At 34.2% G+C, this 19,705-nt stretch carries 12 protein-coding genes; 10 read left to right on the forward strand and 2 right to left on the reverse strand.

Features of this window, described 5'->3' with window-relative positions:
• The first annotated feature begins 2 nt into the window (after window positions 1-2).
• Complete coding sequence (locus M0M44_RS10655) at window positions 3-1,052, forward strand: hypothetical protein (protein ID WP_248729725.1); 1,050 nt, start codon at window positions 3-5, stop codon at window positions 1,050-1,052.
• Window positions 1,053-1,274: 222 nt separating this feature from the next.
• Here M0M44_RS10655 and M0M44_RS10660 read toward each other — a convergent pair whose 3' ends face one another.
• A complete protein-coding gene (locus M0M44_RS10660) occupies window positions 1,275-2,198 on the reverse strand; it encodes a bifunctional helix-turn-helix transcriptional regulator/GNAT family N-acetyltransferase (RefSeq protein ID WP_248729726.1) in 924 nt (307 codons plus the stop codon).
• Between the two features lie 471 nt (window positions 2,199-2,669).
• Between M0M44_RS10660 and M0M44_RS10665 the strand changes: the two genes are divergently transcribed.
• The 6 genes from M0M44_RS10665 to M0M44_RS10690 all read left to right on the forward strand — a co-directional run bounded on the left by M0M44_RS10665 (window position 2,670) and on the right by M0M44_RS10690 (window position 11,335).
• Window positions 2,670-2,867 (forward strand): RNA polymerase sigma factor, encoded by a 198-nt coding sequence (locus M0M44_RS10665; protein ID WP_248729727.1) that lies wholly within the window; start codon window positions 2,670-2,672, stop codon window positions 2,865-2,867.
• Entirely contained in the window at window positions 2,864-3,226 is a 363-nt protein-coding gene (locus M0M44_RS10670; RefSeq protein WP_248729728.1) for a sigma-70 family RNA polymerase sigma factor, read from the forward strand. The genes M0M44_RS10665 and M0M44_RS10670 overlap by 4 nt, the downstream gene beginning before the upstream one ends.
• Before the next feature lie 113 nt (window positions 3,227-3,339).
• A complete protein-coding gene (locus M0M44_RS10675) occupies window positions 3,340-4,260 on the forward strand; it encodes a FecR family protein (RefSeq protein WP_248729729.1) in 921 nt (306 codons plus the stop codon).
• 71 nt (window positions 4,261-4,331) lie between these two features.
• Window positions 4,332-7,712, forward strand: coding sequence for a TonB-dependent receptor (locus M0M44_RS10680; protein ID WP_248729730.1), 3,381 nt, complete (start codon window positions 4,332-4,334; stop codon window positions 7,710-7,712).
• 19 nt (window positions 7,713-7,731) lie between these two features.
• A complete protein-coding gene (locus M0M44_RS10685; protein WP_248729731.1) occupies window positions 7,732-9,267 on the forward strand; it encodes a RagB/SusD family nutrient uptake outer membrane protein in 1,536 nt (511 codons plus the stop codon).
• A gap of 253 nt (window positions 9,268-9,520) precedes the next feature.
• Window positions 9,521-11,335, forward strand: coding sequence for an alkaline phosphatase (locus M0M44_RS10690; protein WP_248729732.1), 1,815 nt, complete (start codon window positions 9,521-9,523; stop codon window positions 11,333-11,335).
• Window positions 11,336-11,718: 383 nt separating this feature from the next.
• Here M0M44_RS10690 and M0M44_RS10695 read toward each other — a convergent pair whose 3' ends face one another.
• Window positions 11,719-13,323 carry a class I SAM-dependent methyltransferase gene (locus tag M0M44_RS10695; protein WP_248729733.1) on the reverse strand — a complete coding sequence of 535 codons (1,605 nt, stop codon included), beginning with the start codon at window positions 13,321-13,323 and terminating at the stop codon, window positions 11,719-11,721.
• Window positions 13,324-13,707: 384 nt separating this feature from the next.
• Here M0M44_RS10695 and M0M44_RS10700 point away from each other — a divergent pair, with 384 nt between their 5' ends.
• The 3 genes from M0M44_RS10700 to M0M44_RS10710 all read left to right on the forward strand — a co-directional run bounded on the left by M0M44_RS10700 (window position 13,708) and on the right by M0M44_RS10710 (window position 19,513).
• Window positions 13,708-14,718, forward strand: coding sequence for a LacI family DNA-binding transcriptional regulator (locus M0M44_RS10700; protein ID WP_248729734.1), 1,011 nt, complete (start codon window positions 13,708-13,710; stop codon window positions 14,716-14,718).
• A gap of 176 nt (window positions 14,719-14,894) precedes the next feature.
• Complete coding sequence (locus M0M44_RS10705) at window positions 14,895-17,987, forward strand: SusC/RagA family TonB-linked outer membrane protein (RefSeq protein WP_248729735.1); 3,093 nt, start codon at window positions 14,895-14,897, stop codon at window positions 17,985-17,987.
• Between the two features lie 11 nt (window positions 17,988-17,998).
• A complete protein-coding gene (locus tag M0M44_RS10710) occupies window positions 17,999-19,513 on the forward strand; it encodes a SusD/RagB family nutrient-binding outer membrane lipoprotein (protein ID WP_248729736.1) in 1,515 nt (504 codons plus the stop codon).
• The last annotated feature ends 192 nt before the right edge of the window (window positions 19,514-19,705 follow it).

Raw genomic sequence — 19,705 nt, forward strand, 5'->3', positions numbered from 1 at the left:
TAATGAAAAAAATAATTTTACTAATGATCGTACTGTTTCTTTCTTGTAAAAAGAAAGAAACAGTAGCTGAAAACAAAATAAGTAATAAATTAGAAAAAGGGGAGTATCTTAGTTCTTACAGCAAAAAAGAAAGTTCAGTTCTACAACAAAAGACAGATACTTTAAATTTGTTTTATTTTGGTAATCAATTAAATAGGGTTGAGGTTAAAGTCTTTAATGAAAGTTTTGGAGGAGATACTCCATCGGGGTATTTAAGATACGGATATCATATTGATAAAAATAATTTTTTGGATGCCACTGTTACGATCACCGACACTTTAGAAGTCAATAATGCTTCTGATTATCCGAGAAAATATGAAGAATATTATAATTTTTATAGAAATACCTACACTTTCAGTTATTTATCTCCAGACGGAAAAAAGCTTGAAAATTATTTCAAGACCACTGAAGATCCATCTAGGGGATATTTTTCTAGTCTTTTATCACTTGATATTGTGTTAAGCAAAATAAATTTTCCTTCAGAAAAAGCGCCTAAACCTTTATATGAAATTAATAAAAATAAAGAAGATTTATACGCGGGTCAAGATTCTTTAAAGGTATATGAAATAAGTAACACAAATAAATTTAAAGTAATTTCTTCAAGTGTTCCCTTTAATTATTTAAGGGATATTAAAGTAAAAAAAGAGGGAAGCTCTATTAAATATTTTGCAAAAGTTTCTTTAAAAAAAGAAGGTTTAAAATATATAGACTTAAAAGAAATCGAAAGGATACAAGTTACAAATCCTTATTTGGATGAAGAAAGATATGTTACATCTTCAAATGGATTAGAATTGTATGACAACTCACAAGAAAGCGATTCTTTTGGAAAGAAAGAATTTCTAATTGTAAAGATACCTAAGGGAGAACGAGTTGAAATGAAAGGTGAGTCTGATGACTATTTTTATATAGATGGTAAAAAAGGCAGTTTGGTTAATGTAATTTATCAAGATAAAGAAGGGGAAACCAAGGAAGGTATTGCATTTAGTGGATACCTTTCGATAAATAAGCCTTAATGAAATAAAAAAATTATGAGTAGATTTTTAATCTTCAACCAGTATCTGCATTAAACGCATTTTAAAAGTAATTAAATTTCAAACTAAAAAAAGCCTGTAAAAATTAAGTTTACAGGTTTTTTTTGTGGAGACGAACTGAGATATAAACAAGTAGCCAAAGCTCTCAACACAATTTTTTATGAGGCAAAAAATAATGTTTTTATGTAAAGAAGTAATGCGTTATCATTCAATAAGCCTAAGATCATATCGTTCCTCAAAAAAAGTCTTCCCCCATTCCTGAACTTCTTCCGATTTCGTTTGCTCGAATCCTATCGTTTTATACATTTGAAGCGCTTTGTCTTGCAGATTTGTGGTAAGCAGAAAAACATTTTTAAATGTTTTCTTTTTGCAAAAATCTATAGCATCAGTCAATAATCTTTTACCAATTCCGAGACCTCTAAAAGCGGGATCTAGAAGGAACCATCTCAATTGCGCTTCTTCGTTAGGATGATGTACAATCGCAACACAGCCTATAATTTTATTATTGTATTCTGCCATCCAGATCCGGTCGTTTTCGGGAGAATATTTTTCTAAGAAATCGTAAAAAGTCTTGATGACATACTTTTCAAAATCGGTCGAAAAATTATATTCTTTGCCATAAATTGTGCCATGTAGATGAATAATATAGCCAACATCTCCAGGCGTGATTTCGTGGCGATATGTAATATCTTCTCGAGCTATTTTGTTTTCTGTCAGCAGGCTTCTAACCGTATTCATTGAATCAACCAAAATTTCTTTTTCTGAAGAATTCAGATTTTCAATTTTGCCTTCAATCTTGTTTTCAGATTTGGTGTTTAAAATACTTAATAATTCGTTACCAGAATGGGTCAGTTTAATATTGAAAGCGCGTTTGTCTTCTGCTGAAGCAACTCTTTCGATTAAATTTTCTTTTAAAAAACGTTTTAAAATTCGGCTTAAATATCCTTTGTCCAGATTTAAAATTTCAGTGATTTTCTGGGCCGTTATCGTTTTGCTTTCACTGATTTCATAAAGGATTCGTATTTCAGTCAAAGAATATTCGCTGTCTAAATAATGCTGACTTAAAATATCTAAATGCGCTGTATAAAATCTATTGAAACTTCTAATTTTTGAAGTCGTAGTAGTCATGATTAAAAAAAATGTATTGTTGAAGTACAAATATATAAAATTAGTTGCTTTTGTCAACTGTTTTTTATTTTTTTTGATTTTTGAAAAGAATTTTCAATAGAATAAAAATCATTTTAAGACCTCCCTATTAATTATTTGTTAAGCGCTTTTTCGCTTCAATTCTGCTTTTTATAAGAGAAAGACTGTTATCTCAGACAAAGTCTATGACTTTTTGTTCCAAATGCTGTAAAGCTTTATTTCGCAGCTAATTTTCGACTTCAAATGTTAATAATATGTTTCGTTTAAGAGCGGTTTTATTAATGTAAACGTAACCTAATCAACCTACCCCTAGTTTTAATTTTGGAGACATATAAGAAGAACCCAATACTTTGTATATGCCAATTTTTAAACAGCAGGATCATTATCAAAACGAAATCAGAAAAAGTGTTTTGGCTCACGCTTTTCATTTGATTAATCATAAAATAATGAATCATGTATAAGAAGTTTACAGACGAAGAACTTGTCGAATTATTAAAATCGGGCAAGGATAAAGCTTTTGATGAACTTTATTTTAGATATCGAGATCTATTAGTTCGATTCGTATATCTCCGAATGAAATCGATTGCCATTTCAGAAGAAATTGTGCAGGAAGTTTTACCTCTATTTGGGAAAGACGCAAAACAATTGTGATCCAGAAAAGTTTTGCGGCTTACATCTACACTTCGGTTCGCTACATGACTTTAGATTACATCAAATCGCATGAGGTTACCGATCAATACATTCAGGAAGTTTTAGATAAAAATACCGTTTCGCAAACTAGTTATAATGCTATTGAAGACTCTATTTATTATGACGAGTTAAAAAAAGCGGTTGATGAGGCGGCATCGTTACTTCCAAAAAAATCAAAAGAGGTTTTTATTCTTAGCCGTGTAAAACATTACACCAATAAAGAAATCGCCGAAGAATTGAATGTTTCGATCGAAACCGTGAAATACCATATTACGTATGCGCTGAAATTCATGCGCACTTATTTGGGCGAATTCAATTAAAGGTAAACTTCAGATTAAGAACTCAGCTTTTTTCTTAACAGAAGCGTAACCTTTTGCGCCTACCTAAAATTACAATTTCCAAGACATACTATTAAAGACATAAAGAAATTATAATGCCTGAAAATTCAAATAACGAAATCAAAAATTTTTTAGAAGGAAAGTATTCTCCGAAAGGACAAGAAATGTGGAATAAATGGTACGATCGTACAGATGATTTTTTTGATAATATGGAAATGGTTCAGTCAGACCGTTCCAAACTTAAAAAGGAATTAAGAAAAATAAAGAATGCTAATAACGTTATTTCTCTTCCATACAAAAACTGGGCTATTGCGGCTTCTTTGGTTTTCTTGATTGGATTATCGGTGTTTTTTTATCAAACATCAAATGCAGTTGAAAGCAAACAATTTGCAGTAAAATTAGGAGAGCATGCTAAAATAAAATTAAGTGATGGAACACAAATCTGGTTAAATGCAGGAAGCGTACTTAAATATCCAAAAGAGTTTAAAGGAGATACTAGAGAAGTGTATTTAAGTGGCGAAGCTTTCTTTGAGGTAGCCAAAGACAAAAAACATCCGTTTATCATTCATACCAATAAAATGGATACCAAAGTTCTCGGAACCAGTTTTAATGTTCAAGCGTATCCAGATCAAACTACACAAGAGGTTTCGGTTGCTACAGGAAGAGTAAATGTAAAATCGACTGTTACAGAAGAAAATGTGTATGTAACTCCAGGACAGAAAGTGGTTTTTAAATCTCAAGATAATAAGCTCCAGGCTTTTAAAGATGTTCCGGTAAATGCCATTTCGCTGTGGCGAAAAAATATTATGGTTTTTGAAGAAACGCCTTTGTCAGAAGTTGTGGCCACAATTAATCGCAATTACAATGTTTCAATTGAAGTCAAAAATAAAAACTTAAACGCTTTAAAGATTAGCGCTTATTTTAAAGAACTGCCTGCCGATCAGGTAATTGGATTGGTGTGCAATATCATCAATGCCCAATACAAAATGGACTCAGGGGTTTACAAAATCGAGTAATTCTTTAAACAATAAAAATAAAACTACGTAGCAAACTAATAAACAAAACAATTACACTAAATCTAAAAACTATGAATGAAAAACAAATGCGGTATGCCGCAAAATGTCAGAGCATAAGGACAATAGGAACAAAATTATTCCTGTTTATGACTTTGTTTTTTGCTGCACTAACAGTAAAAGCCGGGAATGTTGACATTAACAAAAGAGTGACTTTAAAAGTTGACAATGAAAGTATAAAAAATATATTTCAAAAAATTGAAAATCAGGTTGATGTGCATTTTATGTACGAAAGCAGCCAAGTAAATGCCAATCAGAAATTAAGTTTAAAACTGAACAATGTAACGCTAGAACAAGCGTTGGATAAAATTTGCGGTAATGTGCTTCGATATGAGATTGTTAGCAATAATGTGGTAATCAAGAAAAATCAGAAGGTTACTTCGGCAGATCAAAATAAAATTATTATTTCAGGAACTGTTTTAGCAGGAGACGATAATATGCCTTTGCCTGGTGTTGGAATTAAAGATAAAGGTTCGGATGCTGCAACAGCGACAGATTTTGACGGAACATTCAAATTGGAAGTAAACGCTTCTGAAGCAACGCTTATTTTTTCTTACGTCGGATATGTAACGCAAGAGGTAAAAGTTACTGGCACGCAAACCATTAATGTAAAATTGGCTGCCGATGTAAAACAGCTTCAAGAAGTTGTGGTAATGGGGTATGGAAGCGTGAAAAAAAATGAAGTTTTAGGAGCTGTTGGTTCTGTTTCTATGAAAGAAACTTCAAGCAGAACCTACAACAACGCCGCCGAATTGTTGCAAGGAACAGTTGCCGGAGTTACCGTAATCAATGATGGTGGAGATCCTACTGCTTCGCCAACAATCAATATTCGTGGTATTGGATCTTTGAATGCTGAAACACCTCTAATTGTTTTGGACGGAATTATTTACAGCGGATCTTTAAATACCATAAATCCAAATGATATTGCATCGATAAATGTTTTAAAAGATGCGGCTTCTGCAGCAATTTACGGTGCAAGAGCTTCGGGTGGGGTAATTTTAATTACTTCTAAAAAAGGAGTTTCAGATAAAATTAATGTAAATGTAAACTATCAGGGAGGTTTTCAGAATGTAGCCAAAAAATTAGAGGTTTTAAACGCTGCAGAATATGCTGATGCTATGAATCTCGCAAGAGATAATGCAGGTTTGCCTAGAATTCCTGCTTTCGACCCTGCATTTGAACCAACTGCAAGAACAACAAAAACAAACTGGATGGATGAAATTTTCCGTACAGGAGAAATTCAAGATCTGTCTCTTTCGGTAAACGGAAAAACAGAAAAGTCTAATTTCTTTCTTTCTGGAAGTTATAGAAAAAACGAAGGTATTTTGTTAAATACTTATGGCGAGCGTTATACAGTAAGAGCAAATTCTTCTTTCAAATTGGCTGATAATTTTACAATTGGAGAAAATATTTCGTACTCCTTAACTGATGGTCAGACTGCTAATACGTCAAGTTCGTATACAGGAGCAATTCAAGCAGCAATTTTGTATCCGCCAAACGCAACGATTTACAGAGAAGACGGTTCAGGTCAATTTGGTGGTGTTCCAGAAAAATATATTGGTTCTTACGGAGACGTTATCAATCCGGTAGCGTATTTGAAAAGATTAGACAATAAAAATCCAATTTCTACCATTTTGATCAATCCGTATGCAGAATGGGAAATTGTTCCAGGGTTAAAAGTAAAATCTAACTGGGGTTACACCAGAATTCAGGATAATGCAACAGATTTTACGGTAAAAGTTACTGAGCCAGGAAAAATATTCGATTTCAACAGATTGACTCTGAAAAATATAACCACGACAGATTTATTGAGCGAACAGACTATTTCTTATGAGAAATCATTTGGAAAACACAATTTGAAAGCTCTGGCTGGATATACGTATCAAGAGACTAAAAGAGATTTTTATACGGTTGAAGGAACTGGTTTTGATAACGAAGATCCATCACAGCGTTATTTATTGAATGCAAAATTGATTCAGCAGACGGCAGCAGGAAGATCAGATGAAATTATTTCTTCTTATGTGGGAAGAATCAATTACGATTTCAATCAGAAATATTTAATCTCGGGAATTGTTCGCCGCGACGGAACTTCAAAACTATTAGAAAATAACCGCTGGAAAGTTTATCCTTCTGTTTCTGCGGGTTGGTTAATTTCTGAAGAAAATTTCATGAAAGGTATTGAGCCAATCATCAGTAATTTAAAACTACGCGCAAGCTGGGGACAAATTGGAAACTTAGGAAACCTTGGGCCATATCAATTTAGTGTGCCTTTGGTTCAATCTCAAGCTTTAATTGGAGCTGTACCATCAATCAATTACGGTTATGCTGAAAGCGAATTATCAAATCCGAATTTGAAATGGGAAAGCTCTGAGCAGACTAATATTGGTTTAGATTTTACCATGCTAAATAATAGTTTAGTAGGATCTGTTGATGCTTATGTGAAAAAAAATAAAGACATGTTGGTTCGTGACCAATTGCCAGGTGTTTCTGGAACGCCACAAGGAAGAATAGTTAACTCGGGAGATGTTGAAAACAAAGGAATCGAGGTGAGTTTAACCTATCAAAAAACTCGTGGAGAATTTAAATTTGATGTAACAGCAAATGCTGGATTCTTAAGCAATAGAATTGTTTCTATTAAAGACGATTTGACTTCGTTAGAACCTTTAAATTTAAGTAGAGTTCGTAGTTTGCCATTGGCGAATATTTACCAAGTCGGAAGCCCAGTTGGAGCTTTCTATGGGTATGCGACGGATGGATTATTCCAAAGCAATGATGAGGTGAAAGCTTTCGTAAATAAAGATGGCGTAATGTATCAACCAAATGCAGTTGCTGGGGATATTAAATTTAAAGATGAAAATGGAGATGGTGTAATCAACAATAGCGATAGAGTAGTTTTAGGAAGTCCTTTTCCAAAAACAACGTATAGTTTAAATGCCAATTTCAGATATAAAGGATTCGATATGAATGTCTTTTTCAGCGGAGCTGCAGGAAATAGTGTTTTCAATGCGGTAAAACATACCGGTTTAAATGCTTCTTTCCCAGGTTACAACTTATTGGCAGAATCAAAAGAGGCTTGGTCACCAACAAATACCAATACCAATGTTCCGGTTCTATCTTCAACAGACAACAACAATAACTTCGGACGTATTTCTGATTTATACATTGAAGATGCTTCTTTCTTAAGACTGAAAAACGTTTCGATTGGTTATACGATTAAAGAAAGCTGGCTGAACGGAAAAGCAAAATTGAGATTCTTTATTTCTGGACAAAACTTATTTACAATCACGAAATATTCTGGAATGGATCCTGAAGTTGGGCTTAAAAACTTCGGAATGGATTTAGGACGTTATCCGCTTTCTCGTATTTACATGACAGGTGTTAACGCAACTTTTTAAAAAATAAAAAACAATTAAAATGAAAAAAATAAGTCTTTTATTATTGAGTTTCGTGCTTTTGGTAAGCACTTCGGCTTGCGAAAGCGAACTTGATGTTGTGCCTCAAGGAGCTCCTTCAAGCGGAAATTTCTGGAAAACGCCTGCAGATGCAAAAGCGGGAGTAAATGCAATTTATGCTTTATATTCTGATGATAATATGTACGGTCGTGGTTTCTTCTGGTTAAATAATGCCAGCGATGATATTGGAACAAAACCTAGACAAAATGCAGAAAGAATTAAAAACTTTATTGTAGACGGATCTGAATCGGATACTAAGGATATTTGGAGAATTCACTACGAAATTATGAAACGTTGTAACGACGTGATTCGTAATGTTCCAAAGATTGCATTAGACGAAAGTACAAGAAATGGAATGTTGGGAGAAGCTTATTTTAACCATGCTGTAATGCATTTAGAATTAGCATACCATTATGGAGACGATCGTGCAGGAATTCCGATTCAAGATAGAGAAGATCCAACAAATGTTTTTGTGCCTCGTGCTAAAAATGTGGCCGAAAATTACGCTTATATTGAAGCAGATTTAATCAAAGCGGCAGATTTGTTGCCTTATTTTGATCAGCTTACACCAGACAATTACGGACGCGCTCACAAAACTGCGGCTTGGGCTTATTTGGTTCGCACTTATTTGTATGCAAAAGATTGGGACAACGCCATCAAATATGCAAACATGATCGTGGCTAGTGGAAAACACAAATTATTAGACAATTTTGAGGATGTATTTAAAATCAGTAACAACTGGTCTTCAGAATATATTTGGTCGGTAACTTCAAGTGCAGAAAACACTTCTTTGGGATCTATTTTTCCTGGCGTTTGTTTGGAAGATAAAGGTTGGGGAGTTTACAACGGATGGGGAAATTTTTATCCAACAAAAGAATTATTCGATACTTATGCCGCGAACGATAAAAGACGAAGCGCTACGATTTTACAAAAAGGAGACAAATTTGTTTATTTCGGAGAAACAGTAACTTTTAATGAAGGAAATCACGTAGTAAGTTCAAGTAATAGAACTGGTTATCAGTTTAAAAAATATATGGAGCCGTTTAGTTATCCAAAAACAACTTCGGGCGGAGTGGATATTCGTTATGTAAATGCAAACGGAGATAAGCCTTCAACAGCTTTAAATGTTCCTCTTTTACGTTATGCAGATGTCATTTTGATGTTAGCGGAAGCGAAATTAATGAAAGGGCAAAACGCAGACACAGAAATCAATATGATTCGTCACCGTGCAGGTCTTACAGATCTTTCTGGTGCAACAATGGTCGATTTAAAAAGAGAAAGAAGATGCGAGTTAGCGGGAGAATGGACAGATCGTCATTTCGATTTAGTGCGTTGGGGAGATGCAAAAGAAACGTATGCAAAACCATTGCATCATTATGATGGAAGCGTAATTTATCCTGCTCGTAATTTTAATCCAGCGATTCATCACGTTTGGCCAATTCCGCCAGATGAAATCGCAGTAAGTAAAGGAGCTTTGACTCAAAACCAAGGCTGGTAATAAGTTAATTTCATTGTGTTTTTTAGTTTTTTATACTGCAGTCTTAGTCAGGAGACTGCAGTTGTAAAAAAAAAAATGTCATTCCGAGGAACGAGGAATCACACTCGGGATTCGACAAAAATTGGAGAAATTCTATACGTAATTTCTAGTTTGATTCCTCGTTCCTCGGAATGACAAATAGAACTTAATAAATTACAGAACCCCATTTTTAATAAAGTTGCCTACAGCTTTAAAAGAATAAAAATCATTTTCGATGAAAAAAATAATCACACTTTTTTGCCTTCAATTTTGCCTATTCGCGCAAGCGCAAGAATATAGTGCGTCCAACATTCATTCGCATAACGATTACGAAAGTAAGCTGCCATTTTATGGAGCTTATTCTAACGAAACTGGTGTTATAGAAGCCGATGTTTTTTTAGTGAATAACGAATTATTTGTGGCACACACTTCTAAAGAAATCACTCCTCACAATACACTTAAAAGCATGTATTTGGAACCGCTTTCTAACAAATTAAAAACGTTGGAAGGAAAAGCTTATCCGAGCAACAAACCTTTGATTTTAATGATTGATATTAAATCAGATGCCGATTCGACTCTTAAAGCAATTACACAACAGCTAAAGACTTTTCCTGATATCATTTCGAATAAAAATATAAAAGTGGTTATTTCTGGCAACAGGCCTTTGCCATCGCTTTGGGCAGCTTATCCAGATTTTATTTATTTTGATGGAAGATTGAATGAAAATTACACTTCAGATCAATTGGCGAGAGTTGAAATGATTAGCGAAGATTTGCATGAAATCACAGTTTGGAACGGAAAAGGAGTTCTAACACAGGCAGATTCTGAAAAAATTCAGGCAATTATAAAAAAAGTCCACGATCAAAAGAAAAAAATAAGATTCTGGGCGACGCAAGACAACGTGAACACGTATATGACTTTGATGAATTTAAAAGTTGATTTTATCGGAACGGATAAAGTAACCGAACTGACTCAATTTATTAATAGTATCCAAACGACATTTTATCAGAATACAGAATTTCATCAAGCTTATATTCCTAAAAATGTTTTCAAGAATAAGCGTCCAAAAAATGTTATTCTTTTAATAGGAGACGGAATGGGATTAACGCAAATCTATTCGGGTTATACAGCAAACAAAGGGCAATTGAGTTTGTTCAACATTCCAACTCAAGGATTTTCGATCACAAAAGCTTCCGATAGTTATATCACAGATTCTGCGGCAGGAGCAACGGCAATGGCAACGGGACATAAAACCAATAACCGTTTTATAAGTGTCGATGAACAAGGAAAACCGCTTCAGACCATTGCAGAGCAATTAGCAAAGAAAAACTATAAAACAGCCATTATTTCTGCTGGAAATATTACAGATGCAACTCCAGCTGCGTTTTATGCGCATCAGCCAGAAAGAAGTTTCAGCGAACCAATTGCAAATGATTTTCTTTCAAGCCCATCTGATATTTTAATTGGTGGAGGACAGAAAGAATTTATTTCTAGAAAAGATGGCAAAGATTTGTCTAAAACTCTAATCGCAAAAGGATACACTTTCTCAGATAAATTCTCGAGTTTAGATACTATTAAAAACAGCAAATTTGTTGTTTTAGAAGACGCAGCGGTAGTTTCTATAAAAAATGGAAGAGGAGATTTTTTAACGAAATCTTTAGCGAAAGCGACAAACACTTTTTCAAAAACAAAAAATCCTTTTTTTATTATGGCTGAAGGTGCTCAAATTGATTATGGCGGACACCAGAATAATGTAGAATATGTTGTGAGAGAAATGCTTGATTTTGACAAATTGGTTGGTCAGGCAATGGAATTTGTAGATAAAAACCCTGAGACGCTTTTAATCGTAACTGCAGATCATGAAACTGGAGGATTATCATTAATCGATGGAAGCATTGAAAAAGGCTACGTTCACGGAAGTTTCAGTACGAACGATCATACAGCAATTCCAGTTCCTGTTTTTGCCTACGGTCCAGGTTCTGAAAAATTTATGGGAGTTTATCAGAATACGGCAATTTACGACAAGATTATCGAATTGATTGGAAAATAATTTCTTAAATAAATTCAAATTAAAGGAGCTTCTAAAAGGGAGCTCCTTTTTTGTTTTATTTAAAATATATCGTTTCGCTGGAGCTTTTTGATCGGTGTCTTGAATTTCATCTATAAATATTTCGCTCTTCCAGAGCTTGAAAATGTCTTTGTAAAGTCCCAGCGGGACGGAATATTTATAGAAACTGAATTACGGTTTAAGAAAGAGCCCCAGAGGGATGAAATATATTGTGCCGCTAGAGCTTTTTTAATTTGTGTTTTAAATTTCATCTATAACTATTTCCCTGTTACAGAGCTTGAAAATGTTTCTGAAAAAATCCCAGCGGGGTAAAAAATATCGTTTATCTGCTTTTCACTTTTCACATTCTGCATTTCACATTTTATTTATTTTCCTTTTAATAAATTAATGCTAACGGTTGCGGTATCGGCGTCAGGAAATCGCTTAAAAATAGATTGATCTGGAAATAATCCGGCTTCTGCGGCAATTGCATTAAAAACATCAATTTCAACAATATATTGGTCCGAAAAACCATGAGTTGCGTCATAAGCTGTTGCTGGAGTTCGACCTAAATTACTGGCTGTAAGTTTCGGATTTATAGTATGAAGTTCAATTAGTAGCAGACCAAATTTACGTACATAAGGAGACCATTTTTGTAAATGTTCCAAAAGATTATCTTCGACTAGATTGTTGCTAATTCTTTTTCCTCTGTAAGCAAATGCACCTGTTGAGGTACTGACTCTATTTTCATTAATATGCTTCGGATCTTGCCAAATTCTATTATGATCCAGAAAAGTCCTCACATTTAGAAGATCTTTCAAATCAATATTGTAATTTTCTTTCAGATCATCTGCTAGTAAGTCAGGACGTCCGATATCGCCCCAAATTACTTTTGCCCAAATGTCTGCATTTATAAGATTGGCTCTTGTTACTTTCAGCGCCGTCTGATTGTAATCGGCACCGACTAAAAATAACGGATATTCATCGAGCATTTTTCCGCGTAAAGTTTGCCTGTCGATTACTTCAAAAATATGCTGTAGAAAAGCGCCATTTCCGCATCCCATATCTAGAATTCCTTTTGGCTGTTCTTCGATAGGAAGATTAAAAAGTTTAATGAGGATTTCATCAACTACTTTAAAATAAGTATCGTGCGCGCCGCCGCTTCCCCAAACATTCATTTCTCGATCTACATGAATTTCGTTTTTGCCTTCTGCAGTTCTTAAAGCGTCTGGATTGCCAAAAATTAATTCTTCAATTTTGGCAAATGTTGGGAGGTAAGAAACCGTAACACCGTATGCGCTGGCTCTTTTAGCAAAAAATAAACCGGCTTCGGTAAATTGGTAATTTCCTTTTTTTTCTAGAAACCAGCCCAAATGCACAAAAAAGTCTAATATCTTTTTAAAATTTTCGGGTGATTTATGAAACTCTTCGGGTCTAAAAGAAGTTTCCATAAAATATTTGTGAAACATTCCGTTCATCGCCAATCGGACAATAGTAGGACCGATGAGATAACCTTCAATATGTTTTAAAATTTGCTCTTGAATGCTCTTGGTGAGAGGATCGCTGGAAAACTCAATTCCGTATCTTTTTTTATATTTTTCAAAAATAGTATTGAGCTTTTCAAATGGCGTATCTTCAAACAAACGGGGATGAAAATGTATAGATAACTGAAGTAATTCGACAACATCTTCGTAGAGGTAAAACAGCGAAAAAGCAGTTTCAGTTTTCTCATTTACAGAAATTGTGATTACCTGCGTTTTATTATCAATTTCATATTCTAAAAATCCTTGAGAAGCCAAAACCCTCAAGGCCACATTCAGATATCCTTCGTTGGCATTAAAAGCATCAGTAAGTTCAGATATTGATGTCTGTTTTTTATTTAATATAAATTCTAATACAGACTTATTTTTAAGTGCTATTGCTACAGGAGCAGTAACCAAGCCGTCAAGATGCCTGAAGATGGAACTTAAGAGTTGTGATTTATCGGTCATAATGCAAAAATGAAGGTTAGTTAAAAATAGTGATTTTTTTCTTATTTATTTCATGCTGTTTTCCGATGATTAGGTTTTTCTGAAAAAGACATTTTTAAGCAAGTTTTGTATTTTTTGATTTTTTTTTTTTTTCGAAAAAACAGCACTGAAAAATGGTCGTGAATTAGCAGAAATTCAACTAAATCCTTATAAAATTTGCAAAATCAATATTAAAAGTCAAAATGACAATAACTGACCAAAATCCTTTATTTGCTGAATATTTCGTTTTATTTTGTTGATAAAAAAGAGATTTATTGAAAAAAAATTTTACTAAAACGTTTTTGTAAGTTTTGCTTACATATATTTGTGATGTACTAAAATATTCAACAATAAATTTTTTACTAGATGAAAAAGATTACAATTAGAGATATTGCTAAACAGGCAGAAGTTTCTATTTCTACTGTGTCTTTTGTTATCAATGGAAAAGGCGAAAAAATGGCTATTAGTCCGTCCGTGATTAAAAAAGTTCAGGATGTAGCACAAAAACTGCAGTATAAACCAAGCATGATTGCTAGCAGTTTACGAACTGGGAAAACAAGATCAATCGGACTTATTGTAGAAGATATATCCAATCAGTTTTTTGCTGATTTGGCAAGAGTGATCGAAGACGAAGCAAAAAATATTAATTATAGAGTTTTTTATTGCAGCACAGGAGACGATAACAATCGTTCGGAAGAATTGGTGCAGAGTCTTTTACAGGCAAATGTTGAAGGCTTCATTATTACACCGACTCGAAATCTGGAAAAAACAATCGGCCAACTTTTAAAATTGCAGAAACCAGTTGTGCTAATCGACAGATATTTTGCCAATCAAAAAGTAAGTCATGTGGTAATGGACAATTACGAAGGATCTTACTCAGCCACTAAATTTTTGATTGATAAAGGAAGAAAGAATATTGCTGTTGTAAATAACGAGTCTGGAATGATTCAGATGAAATTGCGAGAAAAAGGATATGTAGAGGCGTTAAAAGAAGAAGGAATTTATAACGAAAATTATACGCTTCATTTAGATTATCATGCAACCGAACAAAGCAGAGTAGAAGCCATTATAAATTTCTTTGAAAAAAATAAGGATATAGATGCCGTTCTTTTTTTAGCAAATTACCTCGGACTTGCGGGATTACAAGCTTTTAGGTATTTAAAATATAAAATTCCAGAGGATATTTCGGTTATCAGTTTTGATGATCATGACAGTTTCAAACTGCATACGCCCACCATATCTGTAATTGCTCAGCCAATAGAAGATATAGCGGTCAAGTCCATACAATTGCTAATGAGTCAAATGACAAACTTTGAAGACTATAAAATTGAAAAAATTCTCAAAAAAGGCTCTTTAATAATAAGAGAATCAGTTTAAAAATTTTTTAACCATTTCACTAAAACGATTTAGTAAAAACCAAAAACAGCAAGACTTGCAAAGGTTTCTTGTTGTCATAATTGAAAGTAGAGTACCAATTTTATTAATTATTTAAAACAAACACGTAACAACAAAACACAAACGAAATCAAAACCAATAACCAAACAAAAAAGCTTATGAGACGAATATTAGCAGTGTTAGGAGTGATATTGCTTAGCAGTTTAAGTGCTGCCGCGCAAAATCGATTAATAACCGGCATAGTTACAGATGCAGAAAACAAGGGAGTTGTTGCTGCATCAATCGAAGTTCAAGGAAAACCATTTAGTGCTGTTACAGATGCTGAAGGGCGATTTAAAATGAATGTTCCAGAAGGTAAAGTAATCCTTAATGTTTCTTCTATAGGGTTTCAGTCAAAACAAGTTGTATTACAGGAGAAAGAAACAAGAGTTGCTGTTACACTTGCTGAAAATACTCAGGAATTAAAGGATGTTGTGGTAACTTCATTTGGAGTTAAAAAACAAAAGAAAAGTTTAGGTTACGCTGTTGGAGAACTAAAAGGCGATGATCTGACAAAAAATAAAGAAATCAATTTAGGAAATGCTTTGCAAGGTAAAATTGCCGGTGTAAACGTTTCGGCTCCAGTTACAGGGCCATCAGGTTCAAGCCGAGTTGTTATTCGTGGTGCGACTTCTGCATCAGGACTGAACCAGCCGTTGTATGTGGTAGACGGAATTCCGATTGACAATACACAGCAAGGAAATGCAGGAATGTGGGGTGGAGCTGATAAAGGAGATGGTATGTCTTCTTTTAATCCTGACGATATTGCTTCGCTATCTGTGCTTAAAGGTAGTGCCGCTTCTGCTCTTTACGGGTACAGAGGATCAAATGGTGTTATCTTAATTACAACTAAAAAAGGTAAAAACGGAACAGGAATAGGAGTAGATTTTAGCACCAATTCTTCTTTTAACACACCTGCAAGTCTTTTAAAATGGCAAGATCAATATGGTGCTGGTGCTCCAAATGCGAGTGGTGTGCCGACTAGATTTACCAATTTACAAGAACTTAGAGATTCGTACTATTTTGCGTGGGGAGATAAATATGACGGAACCCCTTCTTTATCTCTTGATGGAAAAACAAGACCGTACCAAGCTTATGGAAAAGATAATGTGGAGAATTTCTACAGAACGGGATATTCTTTCAGTAATACTTTAGCGATCTCTGGTGGAAATGAATCAACAAACTTTAGGTTATCTTTTGGAAATACAAAAGATGAATCTATTTTGCCAGAAACTACTTTTGGTAGAAACAACGTGGCTTTGAGTTTAAATTCGGCTCCAAATAAAAGAATCAGTATAGAAAGTAATGCGCAGTATATTTCTGAGAAAAGCCATAACCGTCCATACTTAAATGATTCACCAAGAAACCCATCTTTCCCAACAACATTCATGACTCCGGGAACAGATATTAGATGGTTAAGCAATCCTTATGATGCGAACGGTGGAGAAGAAGACTTTTTAGGAGCAAACGTATACCATACAAATCCTTATTTTGCTACCAAATCTCCTTTAAACGACGATCTTAGAAAACGTTTTATAGGTTCTGCAAAAGTAAATTATAACATTACAGATAAAATTTATGCTAAAGCTGTTATTGGTATTGATGATATTAATTATGAATATACTGAAATTGAACCTACTGGAATAAATTATAGCCCAGGTGGATCGATCGAAAACAGAATTGAAACGCGTTCTGAAGTAAATGCTTCTGGTTTTTTAGGCTACAAAGGAGATATTGCTAAAGACCTTTCATTGGATGCTTTTATTGGGGCAAACCGCCAGCATAATAGATACAGCGGTATTAAAATGAAAGGAAATAACTTCATTGTTCCGTTTAAATATTTCTACGGAAATACACAGCCAGATAAAACTGAAAAATTATTTTCTGAAAGTGAAGTAAACTCTCTTTTCTATTCAGCAGATTTGGGATACAAAGACTATTTGTTTCTTAGTTTAACAGGCCGCGAAGATTGGTTCTCCACTTTAGATCCGTCAAATAACAGCACTTTTTATCCTTCGGTAAGTTCAAGTTTTATTTACTCAGAAGTTATCGGTCTTCCTGAATGGATTTCTTATGGTAAAATTAGAGCGGGTTGGGGTAACGTTGGAGGAGCATTGCCAGAAGCTTATGCTTTAGCATTGACTTATACAACTCCAGACGGACAGACAGATTCTTTAGGACAGCCAATTTTGGGGGTAAATGGAGAAACAATTCCAAACAGAACTTTAAAACCATACAATGTAAGTACAATTGAGTTTGGTTTTGAGAACACGTTTTTCAACAACAGGGTAAGTACAGATTTGACTTTCTACAGCAAAAAAACAACGAATGATATTACAGATGCCGATGTTTCTCAAGCTTCAGGATATAGAACTACAAAAATCAATGTTGGAGAAATCTTAAACAAAGGGGTGGAGTTTGCTATTAATGTAAAAGCAGTTAAGACCGAAAATTTCTCTTGGAACGTAGGTTATAATTTTGCTTACAACGATAGCGAAGTTTTAAATCTTTCTGATAAAATTACAACAAAAACATTAGAAGGAAACAGAGACGGAAGAGCTAATGTAGTTTTAGAAAAGGGACAGCCTTTTGGAGTTATTAAAGCGTACGATTATTTAAGAGATACAAATGGCAACATTGTATTAGATACAAATGGAAAATTCTTAAGAGGAAATTTAATCATTGCGGGACAAGGTGTTGCGCCAACATCTATGGGACTTTCAAATGATTTTTCATATAAAAATTTCACTCTTTCTGTTTTTGTTGATGCTAAATTTGGAGGAGAAATCTATTCAGCTACAAATCAGTTAGGAACACGTTATGGATTATCTGAAATTACACTTCCTGGTCGTGAAACTGGAGTTGCAGTAAGCGGAACAGATGTTAACGGAAATCCTGTAAACACTACAGTTTCGGCATACGATTACTGGAGAAGCTATAGTGATGTAACATCAAATTTTGTTTACGATGCTGATTTTGTTAAGCTTAGAGCAATTTCATTTGCTTATAATTTCCCAAAAGAATATTTAAAAAGAACACCATTCCAGTCTGTTAGTTTAGCATTTTCTGCTCATAATTTATGGACTATTTATGACAAAGTTCCAAACATCGATCCTGAGTCAAATTACTCAAACAGTAATGCGCAAGGTATGGAAAGAGCTTCTATGCCTTTGACAAGAAACTATGGTTTTGCACTTAATGTCAAATTCTAATTCTAAAAAAGATGAAAAATAGATATATCAAAATATTTTGTATCGCAATAGTTGGTGTTTTGACATTAGCTTCATGCGATAAAGGATTCGAAGAAATGAATAAGAATCCAAACGCTTTAACAGATCCGGCTGTAAAATCAATGTTTACACTTGCAGAGATTTATGTAGACGGACAAGATTTCTCTAACACAAGAGGAAACAATTTATACGCAGCACAAATTGTACAGCAATTTTCTTCACTTGGAGGGCCAGGTTCAAAATACACGTATTCTTCGGAGTATTCGGCTGCCCTTTTTGGTGAAACTTACGGAAAAGGATTAAATCAGATTTTCCAATTGTTATCTGTAGTGGAGAACACGCCAGAGAATTCAAATATGATTCAGGCCTGCAGAATTATGAAAGTATTTTTGTTTCAAAAACTAACAGATACTTACGGTGAAGTTCCTTATTTTGAAGCAGGAAAAGGATACAATGGAAACGTTTTTTCTCCGAAATATGATACACAAGAAGCTATTTACAACGATCTTTTAAAAGAATTAGACGAGGCTGGAACGGCATTAGATGCTGGAAAACCTTTTGTTGGAAATGCCGATTTGTATTACCAAAGTGATGTTGCAAGATGGAAGAAATTGGCAAACTCTTTAATGTTAAGAGTAGCAATGCGTTTGTCTAAAGTAAATCCCGCAAAAGCAAAAGAATTTGTAGAAAAAGCGTATGCTAAAGGTGTTTTTACATCAAATGATGACAGTTTGGTTTTAAAACATGATGCAGGTCCTGCGGGAGTTAAAACAAACCCTATTACTTCTTCATGGGTTAGAAATGATTTGAATGGAGGAGAATCGAACATTAAATTCAGTAAAACTTTCATCGATTTATTGAAAAATACAAACGATCCTCGTTTAAGAATTTATGCAAAACTAGAAGCTACAGGAGATAATAATCCTGCAAGTCAGCAAGGTTTGGCAAATGATGCTAAAGAATTTCCGGGAGGAGATAAAAAGCTTTTCTCAGATCCAAATACTTCTACAGTATTGCGTTTAGATGCTCCAACATTAATTATGTCTTATGCTGAGGTTCAGTTTTTATTGGCAGAAGCAGCAGTAAAAGGCTGGAACGTTGGCGGATCGGCTCAAACGTATTATGAAAACGGAGTAAGAGCGGCTATGAATATCTTAATCATTTTTGGAGATAAGGTACCGGCAGTTTCACCAGCAGAATACAATACTTACATTACAACATATCCTTTTAAAGCTTCAGGAACAGAAGCAGAAAAAATCGAGCAGATTATTACTCAAAAATGGATTGTATTATTATTCAACGGTTTTGAAGCATTCTCAGAATACAGAAGAACGGGTTATCCAGTTTTAGTTCCTGTGAATGATCCAACGGGAGATACAAAAGGAACAATCCCGAGAAGATTAATTTATGATCAGTCAGAACTTATCACAAACGAGGCTAATTATAAAGAAGCAATTCAACGTCAAGGTTTAGATTTAATGACCACAAGAATCTGGTGGGATAAATAATTTTTAAAGTGGTTGGTTAGTTAAGATAAGTCGGGTAATGAGCATACCCGGCTTATTTTTAAAATCATATAATGGATTGATTTAAAAAATAAGCAATTTGAAAAGTTACTTTAAAGATTCAAATACCTTTTTTTCGCAGCAAACGGAGAGTGATTCTGCTGAAAAAGATGGATTTACTTTCTGCATTTTAAA

Origin of the sequence: Flavobacterium humidisoli (assembly GCF_023272795.1) — a bacterium.
Taxonomy (GTDB): Bacteria; Bacteroidota; Bacteroidia; order Flavobacteriales; family Flavobacteriaceae; genus Flavobacterium; species Flavobacterium humidisoli.